The organism is Faecalibacterium prausnitzii (genome assembly GCF_003324185.1).
Lineage (GTDB): Bacteria > Bacillota > Clostridia > Oscillospirales > Ruminococcaceae > Faecalibacterium > Faecalibacterium prausnitzii.
Map to the genome: position 1 here is coordinate 99,939 of NZ_PXUP01000008.1, position 16,149 is coordinate 116,087.

General features: G+C 60.0%; 18 protein-coding genes. 3 read left to right on the forward strand and 15 right to left on the reverse strand.

The annotated features are described in order from the left end of the window. Nucleotides 1–35: 35 nt before the first annotated feature. The 8 genes from uvrC to C7J97_RS07135 all read right to left on the reverse strand — a co-directional run bounded on the left by uvrC (nucleotide 36) and on the right by C7J97_RS07135 (nucleotide 6,904). On the reverse strand, nucleotides 36–1,886 hold the full coding sequence (gene uvrC / locus C7J97_RS07100; protein WP_113992424.1) for an excinuclease ABC subunit UvrC: 1,851 nt from the start codon (nucleotides 1,884–1,886) through the stop codon (nucleotides 36–38). Between the two features lie 126 nt (nucleotides 1,887–2,012). After that, entirely contained in the window at nucleotides 2,013–2,276 is a 264-nt protein-coding gene (locus tag C7J97_RS07105; protein ID WP_005920365.1) for an HPr family phosphocarrier protein, read from the reverse strand. Nucleotides 2,277–2,558: 282 nt separating this feature from the next. After that, nucleotides 2,559–3,806: a tRNA (guanosine(37)-N1)-methyltransferase TrmD gene (gene trmD / locus C7J97_RS07110; protein ID WP_113992425.1), complete on the reverse strand. Its 1,248-nt coding sequence runs from the start codon at nucleotides 3,804–3,806 to the stop codon at nucleotides 2,559–2,561. 3 nt (nucleotides 3,807–3,809) lie between these two features. Beyond that, nucleotides 3,810–4,346 carry a ribosome maturation factor RimM gene (rimM, locus tag C7J97_RS07115; RefSeq protein ID WP_005920369.1) on the reverse strand — a complete coding sequence of 179 codons (537 nt, stop codon included), beginning with the start codon at nucleotides 4,344–4,346 and terminating at the stop codon, nucleotides 3,810–3,812. A gap of 229 nt (nucleotides 4,347–4,575) precedes the next feature. Next, nucleotides 4,576–4,809: a KH domain-containing protein gene (locus C7J97_RS07120; RefSeq protein ID WP_005920371.1), complete on the reverse strand. Its 234-nt coding sequence runs from the start codon at nucleotides 4,807–4,809 to the stop codon at nucleotides 4,576–4,578. Nucleotides 4,810–4,826: 17 nt separating this feature from the next. Then, nucleotides 4,827–5,069 (reverse strand): 30S ribosomal protein S16, encoded by a 243-nt coding sequence (gene rpsP / locus C7J97_RS07125; protein ID WP_005920373.1) that lies wholly within the window; start codon nucleotides 5,067–5,069, stop codon nucleotides 4,827–4,829. 69 nt (nucleotides 5,070–5,138) lie between these two features. Then, complete coding sequence (ffh, locus tag C7J97_RS07130; RefSeq protein ID WP_005920375.1) at nucleotides 5,139–6,494, reverse strand: signal recognition particle protein; 1,356 nt, start codon at nucleotides 6,492–6,494, stop codon at nucleotides 5,139–5,141. A gap of 26 nt (nucleotides 6,495–6,520) precedes the next feature. Then, nucleotides 6,521–6,904, reverse strand: coding sequence for a sigma factor-like helix-turn-helix DNA-binding protein (locus C7J97_RS07135; RefSeq protein ID WP_015536880.1), 384 nt, complete (start codon nucleotides 6,902–6,904; stop codon nucleotides 6,521–6,523). Between the two features lie 226 nt (nucleotides 6,905–7,130). Between C7J97_RS07135 and C7J97_RS07140 the strand changes: the two genes are divergently transcribed. Further along, nucleotides 7,131–8,042: a pyridoxal-phosphate dependent enzyme gene (locus C7J97_RS07140; protein WP_005920377.1), complete on the forward strand. Its 912-nt coding sequence runs from the start codon at nucleotides 7,131–7,133 to the stop codon at nucleotides 8,040–8,042. 38 nt (nucleotides 8,043–8,080) lie between these two features. Next, nucleotides 8,081–9,409 (forward strand): MATE family efflux transporter, encoded by a 1,329-nt coding sequence (locus tag C7J97_RS07145; RefSeq protein WP_113992426.1) that lies wholly within the window; start codon nucleotides 8,081–8,083, stop codon nucleotides 9,407–9,409. 57 nt (nucleotides 9,410–9,466) lie between these two features. Here C7J97_RS07145 and upp read toward each other — a convergent pair whose 3' ends face one another. The 5 genes from upp to C7J97_RS07170 form a co-directional block, all read right to left on the reverse strand. Further along, the gene (gene upp / locus C7J97_RS07150) at nucleotides 9,467–10,093 is read right to left on the reverse strand and encodes a uracil phosphoribosyltransferase (RefSeq protein WP_005920380.1); all 627 of its coding nucleotides are present in this window, start codon (nucleotides 10,091–10,093) and stop codon (nucleotides 9,467–9,469) included. A 141-nt stretch (nucleotides 10,094–10,234) separates the two neighbouring features. Continuing rightward, nucleotides 10,235–10,681 (reverse strand): ribose 5-phosphate isomerase B, encoded by a 447-nt coding sequence (rpiB, locus tag C7J97_RS07155; protein WP_005920385.1) that lies wholly within the window; start codon nucleotides 10,679–10,681, stop codon nucleotides 10,235–10,237. Between the two features lie 27 nt (nucleotides 10,682–10,708). Beyond that, a complete protein-coding gene (gene tsaB, locus C7J97_RS07160; RefSeq protein ID WP_112121327.1) occupies nucleotides 10,709–11,431 on the reverse strand; it encodes a tRNA (adenosine(37)-N6)-threonylcarbamoyltransferase complex dimerization subunit type 1 TsaB in 723 nt (240 codons plus the stop codon). Further along, nucleotides 11,428–11,853 carry a tRNA (adenosine(37)-N6)-threonylcarbamoyltransferase complex ATPase subunit type 1 TsaE gene (gene tsaE, locus C7J97_RS07165; RefSeq protein WP_015536877.1) on the reverse strand — a complete coding sequence of 142 codons (426 nt, stop codon included), beginning with the start codon at nucleotides 11,851–11,853 and terminating at the stop codon, nucleotides 11,428–11,430. The genes tsaB and tsaE overlap by 4 nt, the downstream gene beginning before the upstream one ends. Before the next feature lie 85 nt (nucleotides 11,854–11,938). Beyond that, the gene (locus tag C7J97_RS07170; protein WP_113992427.1) at nucleotides 11,939–13,150 is read right to left on the reverse strand and encodes a hypothetical protein; all 1,212 of its coding nucleotides are present in this window, start codon (nucleotides 13,148–13,150) and stop codon (nucleotides 11,939–11,941) included. 246 nt (nucleotides 13,151–13,396) lie between these two features. Here C7J97_RS07170 and C7J97_RS07175 point away from each other — a divergent pair, with 246 nt between their 5' ends. Further along, a complete protein-coding gene (locus C7J97_RS07175) occupies nucleotides 13,397–14,614 on the forward strand; it encodes an FtsW/RodA/SpoVE family cell cycle protein (RefSeq protein ID WP_236131350.1) in 1,218 nt (405 codons plus the stop codon). A 131-nt stretch (nucleotides 14,615–14,745) separates the two neighbouring features. Here C7J97_RS07175 and C7J97_RS07180 read toward each other — a convergent pair whose 3' ends face one another. Together C7J97_RS07180 and C7J97_RS07185 are read right to left on the reverse strand one after the other, a co-directional pair. Next, on the reverse strand, nucleotides 14,746–15,330 hold the full coding sequence (locus C7J97_RS07180; protein ID WP_113992428.1) for an ABC transporter ATP-binding protein: 585 nt from the start codon (nucleotides 15,328–15,330) through the stop codon (nucleotides 14,746–14,748). Further along, nucleotides 15,324–16,094: an ABC transporter permease gene (locus C7J97_RS07185; RefSeq protein WP_113992429.1), complete on the reverse strand. Its 771-nt coding sequence runs from the start codon at nucleotides 16,092–16,094 to the stop codon at nucleotides 15,324–15,326. Before C7J97_RS07185 ends, C7J97_RS07180 begins: the two co-directional genes overlap by 7 nt. Between the last annotated feature and the right edge of the window lie 55 nt (nucleotides 16,095–16,149).

Below are 16,149 nucleotides of genomic sequence, written 5' to 3' on the forward strand. Positions count from 1 at the left end.
TGGCTTTGCGCCAGCGAAGAGGGGCGGTTTTGTGTTTATGCCTGATGAAAATACTCGTAGATGGTCTGCGCCAGCTGTTTGCCCACACCGGGGGTGTTTTCCAGCTGGTCGGGGGTGGCTTCCTTCACCGCGCCCACGCTCTTGAACTGCGCCAGCAGGGCTTTGGCTGTTTTGGGGCCTACGCCCGGTACTTCGGTCAGGGTGGAGGAGTAGCTTTTCTGCTTCATCTGCTGCTTGCGGTAGGCGTTGGCAAAGCGGTGCGTTTCGTCCTGAATGGCGGTGATGAAGGTAAAGGTGCCCCGGTTCATGTTGATAGCAATTTCCCGCCCATCGCTGTCAACGATGGCGCGGGTGCGGTGGTGGTCATCCTTTACCATGCCGTACAGCGGCACATCTGCCAGTGCCGTACCGGCAAGCGCATCCTTTGCGGCGCTCACCTGTCCCCTGCCGCCGTCCATCAGCAAAAGATCCGGCTTCTGCCCGAACCAGTTGCCGCTGGGCTGGCCGTTTTCGGCCTGTGCAGCGTATTTTTCGTACTCTGCCGCCCGGCGGGAGACGGTCTCTGCCAGCGAGGCATAGTCATCCGTGCCTGCAACAGTTTTCATTTTGAACTTGCGGTAGCCCGCCTTGAAGGGCTTGCCATCCTTGAAGGTGACCATGCCGCAGACGCTGCTGCCATCACCCCAGTTGGAGATATCGTAGCTTTCAATGGCGCGGGGCGGCTTTGAAAGCCCCAGCACCTGCGCCAGCTCGTCCAGCAGCTTTTCCTCCCGGGCGTAGCGGCCGCTCTCCCGTGCCAGACGCTCCACCGCATTGGTGTGTGCCATCTCTACCAGATGCGCTTTATCGCCCCGCTGGGGCACATACAGCTGTACCTCGCTGCCCCGTTTCTGGTTCAGCGCCTGCTGCAAGGCATTCACGTCCGGCGGCAGTGCGTCCACCGCGATGATCTTGGGAATTTGTTCATCGTCCAGATAGTACCGGGGCAGAAATTCCTCCCGCACCGCGTCGATATCCGAGGTATCGTGGAACAAAAACTCCCGCTTGTCGGTCAGCCGTCCCTCCCGGAAGCGCAGCACCGCCGCGCACACGCTGTCCGGTGTGCCGGCAAGCGCCACCACGTCCATCTCCACGTCCGGGTCTACCACCACCTTCTGCCCTGCCGTCAGCTTGGTGATGGCGTTGATCTGGTCCCGCAGAAGGGCGGCGGTCTCAAATTCCAGCCGGTCGGAGGCCTCCTGCATCCGTTCGTTGAGGGTTTTCAGGATATCCTTTTTGCCGTAGCGGATCAGGTGCACCGCGTTTTTGACCGCCTGATTGTAGGTCTCGCAGCTGATCTTTCCGCTGCACACTGCCATACACTTGCCGATATGGGCGTTCAGGCAAGGGCGTCCTTTGCCGATCTCCTGCGGGAAGCGTTTGGAGCAGCGCGGCAGCAAAAAGGCATCCATGGCCGTTTCTGCCATCTGCCGCGCCGCAAAGCTGGAGGTGTAAGGGCCGATATACTCCGCCCCGTCCTCCTCCTTTTGCAGGGTGAAGGAAAGGCGCGGCCAGTCCTCCCGGGTGACGCGGATATAGCTGTAACCCTTGTCATCCTTGAGCAGAATGTTGTACTTGGGGGTGTGCGCCTTGATCTGGCTGGCTTCCAGTACCAGTGCCTCGAACTCGCTCTGACAGACGATGACGTCAAAGGCGTAGGCGTGGGCGATCATCTGGCTGACCTTGTTATCGTGGGGCACGCCCTCGCGGAAATACTGGCTTACCCGGATGCGCAGGCGCTTGGCCTTGCCGATATAGATGATGGTGTCGCTTTTGTCCCGGATGATATACACCCCGGGCAGCAGCGGCAGCATACAGGCTTTTTGATAGAGCTCGGCCTTGGTCATGCAGCACCTTCCTCCGTGTCTGTGGGACGGGGCTTCCGGCAATGGAAAGCCCTTTGCTCCCGGTAAAAAGCTTATCAAAAAAGCGGCAGGGAGCCCCCGCCGCTTTCTGTTGCTTGTGATACAGACTTACTCTGCAAAGCCGGACTCCACCAGCTTGATCAGGCCGTCCACGGCAGCCTGCTCATCAGCGCCGTCAGCGATGATGCGGATGGTGGTGCCGCCAACGATACCCAGAGACAGAACGCCCAGCAGGCTCTTTGCGTTCACGCGGCGTTCTTCCTTTTCGACCCAGATGGAAGACTTGAACTCGTTTGCCTTCTGGATAAAGAAGGTAGCCGGACGAGCGTGCAGACCAACCTGATTTTCAACGGTAACTTCTTTTACGTACATAGTAAAGCGCTCCTATCTAATATCGTTTTGGTGTACAAAAGCATAGTGTGCCTGTTGTGTTACACTCATTTTAGCGCAAGTCGAAACGGTTGTACAGCCCCCTTTTGCATTTTTGGCGCTTTTCCCAATGAAACAGGGAGCATTTTTCAGGTTTTGTACAAAGACAATAAAATTATACCCCGAAGGTTAGAGGGGTAATACAAAAGTTTTCAACAACTTTTAGACTGCCGGGGAGTTTTCCTCTGAATTTTGTGTATTTTCACCGACATTTCCGGTGCTAGCTTACTCCTGCACAGGGCCTGCGTAGCGCATCTGCACCAGTGCGCATTTACGCGTCACGGTGGGGTATTGCTTCGGGTCAAATTCCAGACTGGTGCTGCCGTCCAGCTGCCAGCCCATGCGGGTATACAGCGCAATGGCGCGGGTGTTGGTGTTCAGCACACTCAGCACCGGGTGTGCGTGCTCCGGCAGCTTTTTGCGGGCAAAATCCAGCAGCTTTGCGCCAATGCCGTTGCCCCGGGCTTTTTCCGTGACAAACAGGTGCTCGATATGCCCCGCCTTGTGGCTGACACACACCATGCCGTCCGGCACATCTTTGGTGGTGTGCAGGTAGCATACCCAGCCCGCCGCCTTTTCCTGCTGCAATTGCAGCAAAAACTGCGGCTCGGTCAGAGTGCGGCAGTATTCCGGCGTCCAGTTGTCGGCGCAGACAGCCTGCCGTCCCTCGGCAAACAGCTTTGCGGCGGCGGCAAACTGCTCGGCGGTCTTTACCAGCCGGACATTCTCGCCCCGCTTCCACTTGGGCACTTCGGCAATGGGGTGGCTCGTACACCACTGCTCGTACAGTTCCGGGCGGCGCAGACGGGTGCGGGTACGGCTCTGCTCGCCGCGCCACGCGTCAATTTTTGCATGGTCGCCGCCCAGCAGCACCTCGGGCACAGCACGGCCTTCCCACACCTCGGGGCGGGTGTACTGGGGGTATTCCAGCAGGCCGTCCCAGTAGCTTTCCTCCTCGTAGCCCTTCTGCTCGGCCAATACGCCGGGCTTCAGGCGCAGCACGCTGTCTGCCACCACAAGGCTGGCAAGCTCGCCGCCGGTCAGGATATAATCACCAATAGAGATCTCCTCGTCCGCAAAAGCTTCGATGACGCGCTCGTCAATGCCCTCGTAGTGGCCGCAGACCAGCGTCAGGTTGTCATATTCAGCCAAGCGCTTTGCGTGCTCCTCGGTGTAGCGCTGACCGCCCGCCGTCAGAAACACGATGTGCGGGGCAGGGCGTCCCTGTTCTGCCACCTCGTGCTGCACTGCCCGCAGGCAGTCCGCGATGGGCTGGGCGTACAGCACCATGCCGCAGCCGCCGCCGTAAGGGTAGTCGTCGGTCTGTTTCTGCTTGTTCAGGGTATAATCCCGGATCTGGTGGCAGTGGGTCTCAATATAGCCCCGCTTTGCCGCCCGGCCGATGATGCTGGCATCCAGCACCTGCTGGCACATCTCCGGGAACAGAGTCACGATGTCCACACGCATTCCCATGGCTTACTCCTCCTCCCGCTCGCTGTCAAAATCGTCATCCAGCAGACCGGGGATGGGGGTAACAAGGATATACCCCTCCGGCGGGTTACGCTCTTTCAAAAAGGCATCCACCCCGGGGAACATATACTCCTTGCCGCCGGGTGCTTTGACGGTGTAGATATCCTGCGCACCCGGGTGGTCCACGCTGGTCACCACGCCGTACACCTTGCCAGTGTCGGCATCCCGCACTTCGCACCCGATGAGGTCTGCCACATACCACCGGCCTGCAGGCAGGGTGGCATCGTTGCGATCAAAGTAGAACACCTGCCCGCGCAGCGCCCGGGCGGCATCCATATCGCTGACCCCCTCCAGCTGGAGCAGCGCCATCTGCCCCTGCGGACGGATAGAAAGGATCTTATACGCCTTGCCGCCCTGCGCCGAAGGGTACAGGCGGCCCACTTTTTTCAAAAAATCCACCCCGTCGCACCAAAGCTCCAGCTTCATTTCCCCGCGCACACCGTGGGTGGTAACAACTTTTCCGGCTTCCAGATATTGCTGCATCGTTTTCTCCTGTAAGAACCCTCTCAGTCAATGCCTGCGGCATTGCCAGCTCCCCCGAGGGGGGAGCTTTTTGACGAAGAGGTGGTGTATTGCTTGTTTGTTCAGAATGCTCCTGTGTACAGTCTGCTCCAAGCTCCCCCCTTTCGGGGGAGCTGGCGCGAAGCGCCTGAGAGGGTTTTCTATAACCAAAAAGGCCCCTTGCCGCAAGGGCAAAGGGCCAGTAGGGTGCTCAGTCGATCTCAACAAGGACCTTTTCATCGACCCGCACAGCAGCCGCGCGCATCACCACACGAATGGCTTTTGCGATCCGGCCCTGCTTGCCGATGACACGGCCCATATCTCCCTCTGCCACGCTCAGGTGGTAGACGATGGTACCGTCCTCGCGGGGCTCGTCCACCGTAACCTTGACGGCGTCCTTGTCCTCCACGAGACCGCGGGCAACTGCCAGCAACAGCTCCTGCATGAGTCAGCCCTCCCTACTTACAGAACGTTGGACTTCTTCAGCAGGACACGAACGGTATCAGTGGGCTGAGCGCCGTTAGCGATCCACTGCTTTGCCTTCTCGGCATCGATCTTCACCTCAGAGGGCTCCTTGTTGGGATCGTAAGTGCCGATCTCCTCGATGAAGCGGCCATCGCGGGGGAAGCGGCTGTCAGCAACGACAACACGATAGAAGGGAGCCTTCTTGGCGCCAACGCGGCGCAGACGAATCTTAACTGCCATAATAGATATCCTCCAAAAATTGTTGTTTTTGATATATGTTACAAACCCCGCCGGGGTTGTATACCGTTGTTATTTCAGTCCGCGAAAGGCGTTGGGGTTGCCCATCATGCCGCCCAGACGGCGGGCAAAGCCCTTGGGGCTCTTCTTGAACTGCTTCATCATCTTCTGCATCATCTCGTACTGCTTGAGCAGCTTGTTCACGTCCTCCACGCGGGTACCGCTGCCTGCGGCAATGCGGCGCTTGCGCTTGGGGTTGATGATGGAGGGCTTTTCCCGCTCCTCTTTGGTCATGGAATAGATCATGGCCTCGATGCGGTCAAAAGCTTTTTCGTCGATCTGGCTGGCGTCGATGCCGGATGCGCCGGGCAGCATACTCAGCATTGCGCCTGCGCCGCCCATTTTGCGGATCTGGGCGAACTGCTCCAGCATATCGTTCATATCGAACTTGTTTTCCATCAGACGCTTGGCGGTCTCTTCAGCAGCCTTTTCGTCGGCGGCATCCTGTGCGCGCTCGATCAGGCTGAGCACATCGCCCATGCCAAGGATACGGCTTGCCATGCGGTCCGGGTGGAACACATCCAGATCATCCAGCTTTTCGCCGGTGCCCTGGAACTTGATGGGCTTGCCGGTAACGGCCAGCACGGAAAGCGCTGCACCGCCGCGGGTATCGCCGTCGGTCTTGGTGAGGATGATGCCATCCACGCCCACCGTCTCGTTGAAGGTCTTGGCCACATTGACGGCATCCTGACCGGCCATGGCGTCCACCACCAGCAGGGTCTCATCCACGGGAACGGCGGCCTTGATGTCCACCAGCTCCTGCATCAGCACTTCGTCGATCTGCAAGCGGCCTGCGGTATCCAGAATGACGATGTCATTGCCGTAGTCCTTGGCGTGTGCCAGTGCCTTACGGGCGATCTCCGGCGGCTTTGCGCCGGGCAGGGTGAACACCGGTGCACCGGCCTGCTTGCCCACCACCTGCAGCTGGTCGATAGCCGCAGGACGGTAGATATCGCAGGCCACCAGCATGGGGCGGCGTCCCTGCTTGATATAGAACTTGGCAAGTTTTGCCGCGTGGGTGGTTTTACCGTTGCCCTGTAAACCGCAGAGCATGATGACCGTCTGGCCCTTGTTCTTGATGTTCAGGCGGGCAGCTTCGCTGCCGCCCATGAGGGCTACCAGCTCCTCATTGACGATCTTGACCACCTGCTGGGCGGGGGTCAGGCTCTCCATGACCTCCTGTCCCATGGCGCGCTCGGACACCTTTGCGCAGAAGTCCTTGGCAACCTTGTAGTTGACATCGGCTTCCAGCAAAGCCATCCGCACCTCGCGCATGGCGGCTTTGATATCTGCCTCGGTCAGCTTACCGTGACCGCGCAGCTTTTTGAATACACCGGCAAGGCGGTCGGTCAGGGATTCAAATGCCATTGTGCGGTGCTCCTTTCAAAATTCGATCAGCTTTCGTTTGCTTCATCCATCGAGCGGATGATCTCCAGCATTTTTGTCAACGTTTCCACATATTCCGTGGTGGTGATATTGGCGCGGGGCCCGGTGCACTCGAAACGGGTGTCAATGACCAGCTGTTCCAGCTGTTCCAGCTTCTGCTGCACCCGCCGGTAGCGGGCTGCAAAGCCTACCTTTTCTTCCAGTTCCTTCAGGGTGGTCTCGCCGTGCTTGATGGCGTCCCGTGCGCCCTGCCGGGTGATGCCGAAGTTTTCGCCGATCTCGCTCAGCGAAAGATCATCGTTGTAATACTGGCGCAGCATCTCGCGCTGCTTCTGGGTAAGCACCTCGCCATAAAAATCCAGCAGATACCCCATTTCCAGATCTTTTGCCATTGCTGTTGACCCCCGGTGCTCTGCTGTCTGTGCTTGCTGTGTTGTAAAGTTTTTTTGCTTTACGGATGGAGTATACCAGAACCCCTGCCCCTTGTCAAGGGGATTTTGGAGTTTTTTCTGAAATATCTGCCCAAAATTCGCTGTTTTTGCCAAAAGGCATCTTGACGCAGCTGGGGGCTTTGCGTTAGGATAATAGTGTTGTATCCCAAGAGAAAGGAGTGCCCTTGTGCCGATCTACTCTAATTTTTACCAGACCCTTACCACCGCCTGTCCCATTGTGGAGCTGCGGGGCTATGCCGCCGCCTGCGGGCTGAAGGGACATCTGTACGCGTATCTGGATTTTAACGGCCCCACCGGCACCGCCCGGGACGGCCTTGCCGAGGGGATGCTGGCGCTTGCCATTGAAAAAAAGCAGCTTGCCCCGGGGCAGCCCATCATCGAGGCGGCCTCCGGCCCCTTTGCCACCGCCCTGACGCTGGCCAGCCTGACCGCCGGGCACCCTATCGTGCTGGTGATGCCGGAGGACGCCCCTGCCCTGCGGCAGGAGTACCTGCTGCGGCTGGGTGCACAGATCCGGCACAGCCCCGCCCGCAGCGGTCTGGCCGGGGCGCGGGCGCTGGCGGCGCAGACCGCCGCCGCAAACGGCTGGTACTATATGAACTGGCTGGCCAACGATGACAACCCGGAATACCACCGCCGGGTCACCGGCCCTGCCATTGTACAAAGCATTGCCCGGCAGAACCAGAGCCTTGTGGACGCCATTACCATCGGGGTGGGCAGCGCCGGCACGGTGACCGGCGTGGGCGAGACCATCAAGGCATGGACGAACGATGTGCGCATCGTGGCGGTAGAGCCGTACGAAAATCAGGTACTGGGCGGCGGGCTTACCGGCCCCCACGGCATCCCGGATATCGGCTACGGCATCGTGCCGGAAAACTACAACAGCTATGTGGTGGATAATGTTTCCGCCGTGGCAAGCCGGGACGCCCAGCGTGCCGCCCAGCAGGTGCTGCGCACCGATGCCATCCCTGCTTCGGTCAGCGCCGGTGCTGCCCTGCACGCCGCAGCCCAGCTGCTGGCCAACTGCAACAGCCGCGCTGCGCTGGCCATTTTCAGCGGACGCGCCAGCATCGTGTAAGCGGCTGCTTCCATAAATAGGAAAGAAGGACGTCTTTCATGACCAAGGACATGACCAGCGGTGCTATTACGCCGCTGCTGATCAAATTTACCATTCCGCTGGTGCTGGGCAACCTGTTCCAGCTTACCTACAACGCCGCCGACAGCATCATCGTGGGCAAGTTTGTGGGCGAGGATGCGCTGGCTGCCGTGGGCACCTCGAACCCCCTGATGACCCTTGCCATCCTGTTCATCAACGGGATGTGTCTGGGCGCGGGCATTCTGGTCAGCACCGCCTTTGGCGCTGGGGACACCGAGCTGGTGGAGCGGCAGGTATCCACCACTGCCATTGCGGGCACGGTGTTCTCTTTGACCTTCTCTGCCCTGTGCGTGCTGCTGGCAGACCCGCTGCTGCGGCTGCTGCAGGTGCCTGCGGCTATTCTGCCCATTGCGGTGAACTACCTGCGTATCGTGTTTGCGGGGCTGATCTTCACCTTCTTCTATAATTTCCTTGCTGCCACCATGCGTGCGCTGGGCGACAGCAAGAGTGCGCTGTATTTTTTGATGATCAGCGCGGTGCTGAACATTGGCGGCGACCTGTTTTTTGTGGAGGCGCTGGGCTGGGGCAGCGAGGGTTGCGCCCTTTCCACCGTGCTCAGCGAGGCCGCCTGCTGCCTGCTGTGCGTGGTGTACATCCGTTACAAAGTGCCAGTCCTGCAGCTGGGCAGGCGGTGGCTGGTGTATGACGGCAAGCTGCTGCGCAAGACCGTGAGCTACGGCTGGGCCAGCGCCATGCAGCAGGCCACGGTGCAGCTGGGCAAAATTGCGGTGCAGGCCATCGTGAACACCATGGGCGTCAACGCCATGGCGGCTTTTACCGCTGCCTCCCGCATCGACGACTTCGCCTACACCCCGCAGCAGAACATCGGCCACGCCATGACCACCCTGATGGCGCAGAACCGGGGCGCGGGCAAGACCGACCGGGTACGGCAGGGCTACCACTGCGGTATGCGCATCGAATTTGTCTATGCGCTGCTGCTTGCCGGTGTCTGCCTGCTGTTTGCCGAGCCCATCATCCGGCTGTTTGCCGCCGACCCTGCTGTGGTGGACCTTGGCGTGCGGTTTTTGCGCACCATCTCGCTGTTTTATCTGATGCCCGCCGCCACCAACGGCATTCAGGGCTTTTTCCGGGGCATGGGCGATTTGAAGGTCACCCTGAACAGCAGTATGCTGAACATGGGCGGCCGTGTGGCTGCCGCCGCCCTGTTTGTGCTGGTGATGAAGATGGACATCGAAGCCTTGCCCTTCAGCTACGCGGTGGGCTGGCTGCTGATGCTGCTGTACGAGCTGCCCCTGCTGGTGCGTTTTCTGCGCAGCAGCGAGATGTAAGATAAAAAAACAATGCCGAAGCGCTGATGCTCCGGCATTGTTTTTTATAGATATGTTTTACTTGGTGCCGTAGATACGGTCGCCTGCATCGCCCAGACCGGGTACGATGTAGCCGTTCTCGTTCAGGCGGTCATCCTGTGCGCCCAGATAGATGTCCACATCGGGGTGTGCCTCGTGCAGAGCCTTGATGCCCTCCGGTGCGCCCAGCAGACCGATGAACTTGATGCGCTTTGCGCCGTGCTTCTTGATCTGGGTGATGGCGTCGATGGCGCTGCCGCCGGTAGCCAGCATGGGATCCAGCACCAGAACGTCACGCTCAGCGATATCCTGCGGCAGCTTGCAGAAGTACTCCACGGGCTGCAGGGTCTTTTCGTCGCGGTACAGGCCGATGAAGCCGACCTTGGCAGCGGGCAGCAGGGTCAGCATGCCGTCCAGCATACCCATGCCGGCGCGCAGGATGGGCACCAGAGCCAGCTTGCGGCCTGCCAGCACCTTGGTCTTTGCCATGGTGATGGGGGTCTCGATCTCCACCTCTTCCAGCGGCAGATCGCGGGTAGCCTCGTAGCACAGCAGCGTTGCGATCTCGCCAACGAGGTCACGGAACTCCTTGGTGCCGGTCTGTTTGTTGCGCAGCAGGCTGATCTTGTGCTGCAGCAGCGGATGTTCAACGATCATCGGGGTCATAAAAACACGCTCCTTAATTTATATAGAACATTCTATCGGGTACTGATCTGTGGCCTTGCCCGCCCGGTGGGCGCACAAATAGCTTTTTTTCACAGAGAAGCTTGCAGTGCAGGCTTCTCTGTGAAATTACAAAAATTTCAATCAGCGGTTTTCCAGTGCGGTCAGCTTGTCGATGCGGCGCTGATGACGGCCGCCCTCAAACTCGGTGTTCAGGAAGATATCCACCAGCTGGCAGGCAAGGCCTGCACCCACTACGCGGCCGCCCATGCACAGGGCGTTGGCGTCGTTGTGGCGGCGGGTATACTCGCAGCTGAAGCTGTCGGAGCAGCAGCAGGCGCGGATGCCCTTGATCTTGTTGGCTGCCATGCTGATGCCCACACCGGTGCCGCAGAACAGCAGTGCCTTCTCGCACTGGCCGCTCACCACTGCGTCACAGGCGGGCACAGCCATATCGGGGTAGTCCACGCTGTCGGTGCTGTGGGTGCCAAAGTCGATATACTCCAGACCAAGCTCCTCCAGATGTGCCTTGACAGCCTCTTTCAGTTCAAATCCGCCGTGGTCGGCGGCAAGTGCGATGGGTTTTGCCATGGAAAAACGTCCTTTCCCTGTGAGTAGTCACAGTTCCGCTTTTTTATTCTTTGCTGCGGCTTCGGCAGCCAGACGCTCCGCCCGCTCCCGCTCCGCCTGACTGAGACGGTGGTAGTCCGGCAGCAGCGCCTCCGGCAGCACAGCCTGCCCGGCTGCGGCCATCTGCTTTGCCACAAGTGCTACGGCAGCGGCACGGCCGCCCCGCAGCGCCGGGGGTGTTTGCAGCACGCCCGGCACATTGCTGTATTTATTATAGCACAGACCCGCGCCATCACCAACAAAAAACAGAGGCTTTTTGCAATTTTCTACAAAATCCGCCAGATCTGTCACCGCCCGGGCGTCATCGTCCAGCAGGCGGGTGTGGGTGGAAAGGTCAAATGCAGCACTGTATACCTGTGCGCGGCGGGCGTCCAGTGCACAGAGCACGGTGCCCTCGCCGGTATGGGCAGCGGCCAGCGCTTCCAAGGTAGACACCGGGGCGCACAACGTCTCGCGCGGGAAGGCCAACCCCTTGACAGCGGCCAGCCCGATGCGCAGGCCGGTAAAGCTGCCCGGGCCTGCGTTGACGGCGTACAGGTCGATGTCCGCGCAGGTCAGCCCGCACAGCTTTAAGCAGCTGTCGATCATGGGCATCAGCGTTTCGCTGTGGGTCATGCCGCCGTCCAGATATACCTCGTACAGCAGGCGATCATCCTGCAGCAGAGCCACACCGGCGGTCTTGCCCGCCGTATCCACGGCCAGAATATTCATACCGTCACCCCCTCAATGGTGATCTTGCGGGTGGTATCGTCCAGACGTTCGATGTTCACCCGGATGGGGTTTTCCAGCGCCAGCAGGTCGGCAAAGTTCTCGCTCCACTCTGCCGCCACCACAGCGCCCTGATCCAGATAATCGTAGAAGCCCGCCGCGCACAGATCGTTCTCGGTGGAAATGCGGTACAGGTCAAAGTGCGCCAGCGGGCGCGGACCCCGGTAGTAGTTCACGATGGCAAAGGTGGGGCTGGACACCGGGTCGGTGCAGCCCAGACCCTCGGCAAGACCCTCGGTAAAGGCGGTCTTGCCAGCGCCCAGACCGCCGGTAAAGGCGATCAGCGCCCCGGGAGCCAGCACAGCGGCCATCCGCTTGCCCAGCGCCACCGTTTCGGTGCGGGAATGGGTGATATATTCTGACATGAAGGTTACCTCATCGTTTCAAAAAAGGGATGGCAGACACTCTGCCATCCCTAAGTATAATATAAAACACACAAAAGTGCAATGGTCAGGCGGCGGCAGGGGTCTGCTGCGCCGCTGCGCCGTTCGTCAACGTGCCGGGCGCGGTGAGCCGGGCAGCGGCATCGCCCTGAATGATGGGATAGGACGCCGCCGCGTGGGGACGCCGTCCGGTGTTCTGGTTGAGATACCACACGATGTCGTTTTCGCCGTAGACCTCAAGGCCGTAATCAATGGCCTGCTGCAAGGTCTCGCCCTCGATCATGCGGTTCACGGTCGCCCACAGCATACTGCGGGAGTACACACTGTATACGTTATTCACAAAGCCTGCCACGGCCTTTGCCCCGCCGGAGAGCAGCCCGTCCGAAAGAGCGGTGTCCACATGGCCGCTGCGGCCGTAGAACTCGCAGGTCTCCGAAAGCACGATGGTGCCGTTCAGCTTACCGCCCCGGTAGGCATTGCCGAAAAAGTCCCCGGTGACGGCGTAGCAGCCGTTCACCTTGATGACCCGGTGGCTGAGCAGCTCCAAGCCGTAGCGCAGGTCGTTCCAGAAATCGGATTTTTCCAGCAGCAGGATGATGGGCGCGGTGGCCTGTTTTTTCCACAGCCAGCCGTACTCATAGGTATAGTACGCACCGTGGGCGCTGAGGACGGCAAGGTCGTAGTCTGCCATCCGCTTCAGGTCGGAGACGGTCACCATCATGTCCAGATGGGTGTCCAGCCCGTAGCCGTTCCAGTAGTCCTTCATATAAGAATAGTAGGGGTAGCGGTTACTGTTGACTCCATTATCAAAGGCATAGTAGATGACCGCATTGCCCACCGTGCCGTTCTCGGCAGCGAGCAGGGCGGGCGCATCCTCCATCTCCGGCCCGGGCAGGGCGGCGTCCGCCTCGCTCTCGGTATCGGTGAGCAGAATACCGCCCAGTGCGCCGCAGCTGTAAGTAAAGCTTACCATACCGTTTTTCGCATCCACATAGATGCTGTCTTTTTTCACAAGCCCCTGCGCCGCCAGTTCGTCCAGCTGCGCCAGCGCAGCCACCTGACGCTCTTCCTCCGACATCCCGGCGTAGGCGGCGCTGTCTGTCAGGGCGGTGACGGCGGCATCCGTCTGTTGCATCTCCTTTACCTCGGAAGCGGTCAGGGTCTGGGGGGTGCCGGTGGTTTCCTCCGGCGCGGCGGCCACTGCCGGGCACACTGCCGTAAAGGCCAGCGCAATGGCACACACCGCGCTGAGTAGACGGCGATAAAACGTATGTTCCATTTCTTCTTTTCCGTTCCTCTCCCCCGGCACACCGCCGGGGCTGTTGTGCGCAAGGCTGCGCCCACAGGTTCATTGTAGGATGCAACCGGGGCTTTGTCAAGCACCCCGGCAATGTTTTACCATTCCGTCACACCCGGCGCATTGCATTGGCGCAAAGGTTTGTGTATAATAGCAGTATGCTGGGTTTTTATCGCCTGTACACAGGCACGCCCCGGCAGATTGTTCTGACGAAAGGCGGTGCTTTCCTTGGATAGCATTCGACAATATTTTAAGCGCACCGATAAGATGTATCTGCTGCTGTGCATTTTCAGCAGCGTGATGGCGGTGCTGGCGCTGTCCTCGTGGGCAGCCAAGCAGGGCAACGGCTTTGCCACCGACGAGGTGACCGGTGCCATCATCGGCATTGGCGACTACCGCCGGGCGCTGGTGCAGGCGGGCGCTGCCGCCATTGGCATCGTGATTGCGCTGCTGCTCTCCTGCGTGGACTACCGCAGCCTTGTAAAGGTGTGGCCGGTGCACGTTGTGCTGACGTGGGGTCTGGTGCTGCCCACGCTGGTCATCCGAAACGTGTCCATCGGCCCGCTGACCATCGGCTACAACGCCGGCGATACCGACAACTACTCCTGGTACAAGCTGGGCGGCTTTACCTTTCAGCCCACAGAGCTGGCAAAGATCAGCTTTATCCTGACCTTTGCCATGCACCTGAACAACGTGCGCAGCCGTATCAATGAACCAAAGGAGCTGGCAAAGCTGCTGCTGCATCTGCTGGTGCCCATTGCCATCATCCATGTGCAGGGCGATGACGGCACGGCCATCATCTACGGCATCATCGGCTGCTGCATGATGTTTGCGGCGGGGCTGAGCTGGAAGTATATCTTTGCAGCCTTTGCGGCGGCGGGTGCTGCCGTGGCGGTGGCCTTTGCCTTTTTCAGCGATAAGATCGGCAAGGGGTACCAGTGGTACCGCATTCTGGCAGTACTGGACCCGGAAAACACCACCGGCTGGGCCCCCAGCGAGACGGTATGGAAGAACATCATCTACCAGCAGCAGCGCGGCGAGATCGCGCTGGGCTCCGGCGGCATCTTTGGCAACGGCCTATTCACCGGCAGGTATTACAGCGTGCCCAACGCCCACAATGACTTCATCCTCAGCTGGATCGGCAACGTGGCGGGCTTCGTGGGCTGCTGCGTGGTGCTGGGCGTTCTGCTGGCGCTGGTGATCAAGACCTTTGCCACCGGTGCCCGCAGCGAAGATCTGCTGGGCAGCTACATCTGCGCCGGTATCGGCGGTGCCCTGATGGCGCAGATCGCCGTAAACGTGGGCATGAACCTGCGGGTGCTGCCGGTCATCGGTGTCACCCTGCCCTTCTACTCCGCAGGCGGTAGCTCGGTGCTTATGCTGTATATCTGTGTCGGTTTAGTACTGTCTGTATACTCTCACAACACTAAAAGCCTGTTCAGTTAAAGAATGTTCTATAAGCAAGGACGTGCAGCCCGCGGGCTGCACGTCCTTGCTTTTTAGGTGATTTTAAAACAAACGCCATATTTGAAAAACAAAGATTCCTTAAATGATGCCCAGAGCAAAGCGGAGGGCATTCAAGAGCGTCCCAGCTTTTCCAGTTCCACCACCGGCCAGCCAAGGGCGCGGATAGCGCTTTCATCGTGGGTGGCCAGCAGCACCGGCTTGCCCGCGCAGCGCTGCCGCAGCAGCGCCGCTGCCCGCTGCAAGGTGTCCGGGTCCATGCCGGTAAAGGGCTCGTCCAACAGCAGGGTGTCGCTGGGTGCCCACAGCGCCCGCAGCAGCGCCACCCGCCGCTTTTGCCCGCCGGAAAGCCTGCGGGCAGGCAGCTGCAAGGCGGCAGCATCCATTCCAATCTGTTGAAAACCGCTTGTAATTTGCTTTTTGTACTGGTTTTCCGCCCCCGGAAGCACCAAGGTGACGTTCTGCACCGCATTCAGCTGAGGACAAAGGCGGTCTTCCTGAAAGACCGCCGCCACCCGGCCCACGCCCTCCACGCTGCCGGTGGTGGGGCGTTCCAGCCCCATCAGGATGCGCAGCAGGGTGGTCTTGCCCCAGCCGCTTGGTGCCCACAGCACCACGGGAGCATCCACCTCCATGCACAGGTCTGTGAAGAGCGGTGCCGCGCCGAACCGTTTTGTCAGGTGTTGAAGCTTCAGCATTTTGTCCCCTCCTCTCCCAGCACTGCGCCAACGGCTTTATCCAGTGCAAACAGGAACAGCTTTTCAAAGCCTGCGCTCAGCAGAATGATGACAAAGGTCCACGCAAACAGTTCCCCGGTGGAAAGGGTGATCTTGGCACGGTACAGCGCATCGCCGATACTGCCGTTGGGCAGGCCGATGACCTCGGCCGCCACGCCGCTTTTCCAGCAGATGCCCAGCGCCACGCTGCACCCCTGCCGGAAGGCCGGCAGCACCGCAGGCAGCCAGATTGCCCGCAGGCGGCGGCCTGCAGGCAGACGGAACACCGCTGCCATTTCCAGCAGCTGCACGTCTGCCCCGGCAATGCCGGTGCGCACCGCGCCGTACAGCACCGGCAACACCATCAGAAAGCTGATAAGCACCGAAAGGGCGCTGCCCCGCACCCAGACCAGTGCCAGAATGATAAAGCTTGCCACCGGCGTAGCCTTGACCAGCTGCATCACCGGAGCCAGCAGCGCGTCGGCGGCGCTCCACCGGGCGGCGCACACCGCCAGCACCACGCTGACCACTGCGCCCAGCACAAAACCCAGCAAAATGCGCCCGGAGCTGAAGCCCACCCGCTGCCAGAAATCCGCCCTCGGCAGCAGCTGCACCAATGTGCGCAGCGCCTGCACCGGCGATACCAAAAACACCTCCTGCCCGATGGCCATAGCTGCGGCCTGCCAGACCGCCAGCCAGAACGCCACCGCCAGCAGACGGCGGAAAAACTGCTTGTTCTGCTTCATAAACTGCCCTCTTCCCCTGCTTATTATAAGGTATAGTATACCATACCGCCCCGCA

What these genes read in the sequence shown, in the direction of transcription:
- C7J97_RS07170 (WP_113992427.1), bottom strand. Translation starts at nt 13,150, where the DNA reads ATGGAACATACGTTTTATCGCCGTCTACTCAGCGCGGTGTGTGCCATT.
- C7J97_RS07180 (WP_113992428.1), bottom strand. Translation starts at nt 15,330, where the DNA reads ATGCTGAAGCTTCAACACCTGACAAAACGGTTCGGCGCGGCACCGCTC.
- trmD (WP_113992425.1), bottom strand. Translation starts at nt 3,806, where the DNA reads ATGGGAATGCGTGTGGACATCGTGACTCTGTTCCCGGAGATGTGCCAG.
- rpsP (WP_005920373.1), bottom strand. Translation starts at nt 5,069, where the DNA reads ATGGCAGTTAAGATTCGTCTGCGCCGCGTTGGCGCCAAGAAGGCTCCC.
- tsaB (WP_112121327.1), bottom strand. Translation starts at nt 11,431, where the DNA reads ATGAATATTCTGGCCGTGGATACGGCGGGCAAGACCGCCGGTGTGGCT.
- rpiB (WP_005920385.1), bottom strand. Translation starts at nt 10,681, where the DNA reads ATGGCAAAACCCATCGCACTTGCCGCCGACCACGGCGGATTTGAACTG.
- ffh (WP_005920375.1), bottom strand. Translation starts at nt 6,494, where the DNA reads ATGGCATTTGAATCCCTGACCGACCGCCTTGCCGGTGTATTCAAAAAG.
- C7J97_RS07185 (WP_113992429.1), bottom strand. Translation starts at nt 16,094, where the DNA reads ATGAAGCAGAACAAGCAGTTTTTCCGCCGTCTGCTGGCGGTGGCGTTC.
- C7J97_RS07135 (WP_015536880.1), bottom strand. Translation starts at nt 6,904, where the DNA reads ATGGCAAAAGATCTGGAAATGGGGTATCTGCTGGATTTTTATGGCGAG.
- tsaE (WP_015536877.1), bottom strand. Translation starts at nt 11,853, where the DNA reads ATGTCAGAATATATCACCCATTCCCGCACCGAAACGGTGGCGCTGGGC.
- C7J97_RS07120 (WP_005920371.1), bottom strand. Translation starts at nt 4,809, where the DNA reads ATGCAGGAGCTGTTGCTGGCAGTTGCCCGCGGTCTCGTGGAGGACAAG.
- C7J97_RS07105 (WP_005920365.1), bottom strand. Translation starts at nt 2,276, where the DNA reads ATGTACGTAAAAGAAGTTACCGTTGAAAATCAGGTTGGTCTGCACGCT.
- C7J97_RS07145 (WP_113992426.1), top strand. Translation starts at nt 8,081, where the DNA reads ATGACCAAGGACATGACCAGCGGTGCTATTACGCCGCTGCTGATCAAA.
- rimM (WP_005920369.1), bottom strand. Translation starts at nt 4,346, where the DNA reads ATGCAGCAATATCTGGAAGCCGGAAAAGTTGTTACCACCCACGGTGTG.
- uvrC (WP_113992424.1), bottom strand. Translation starts at nt 1,886, where the DNA reads ATGACCAAGGCCGAGCTCTATCAAAAAGCCTGTATGCTGCCGCTGCTG.
- upp (WP_005920380.1), bottom strand. Translation starts at nt 10,093, where the DNA reads ATGACCCCGATGATCGTTGAACATCCGCTGCTGCAGCACAAGATCAGC.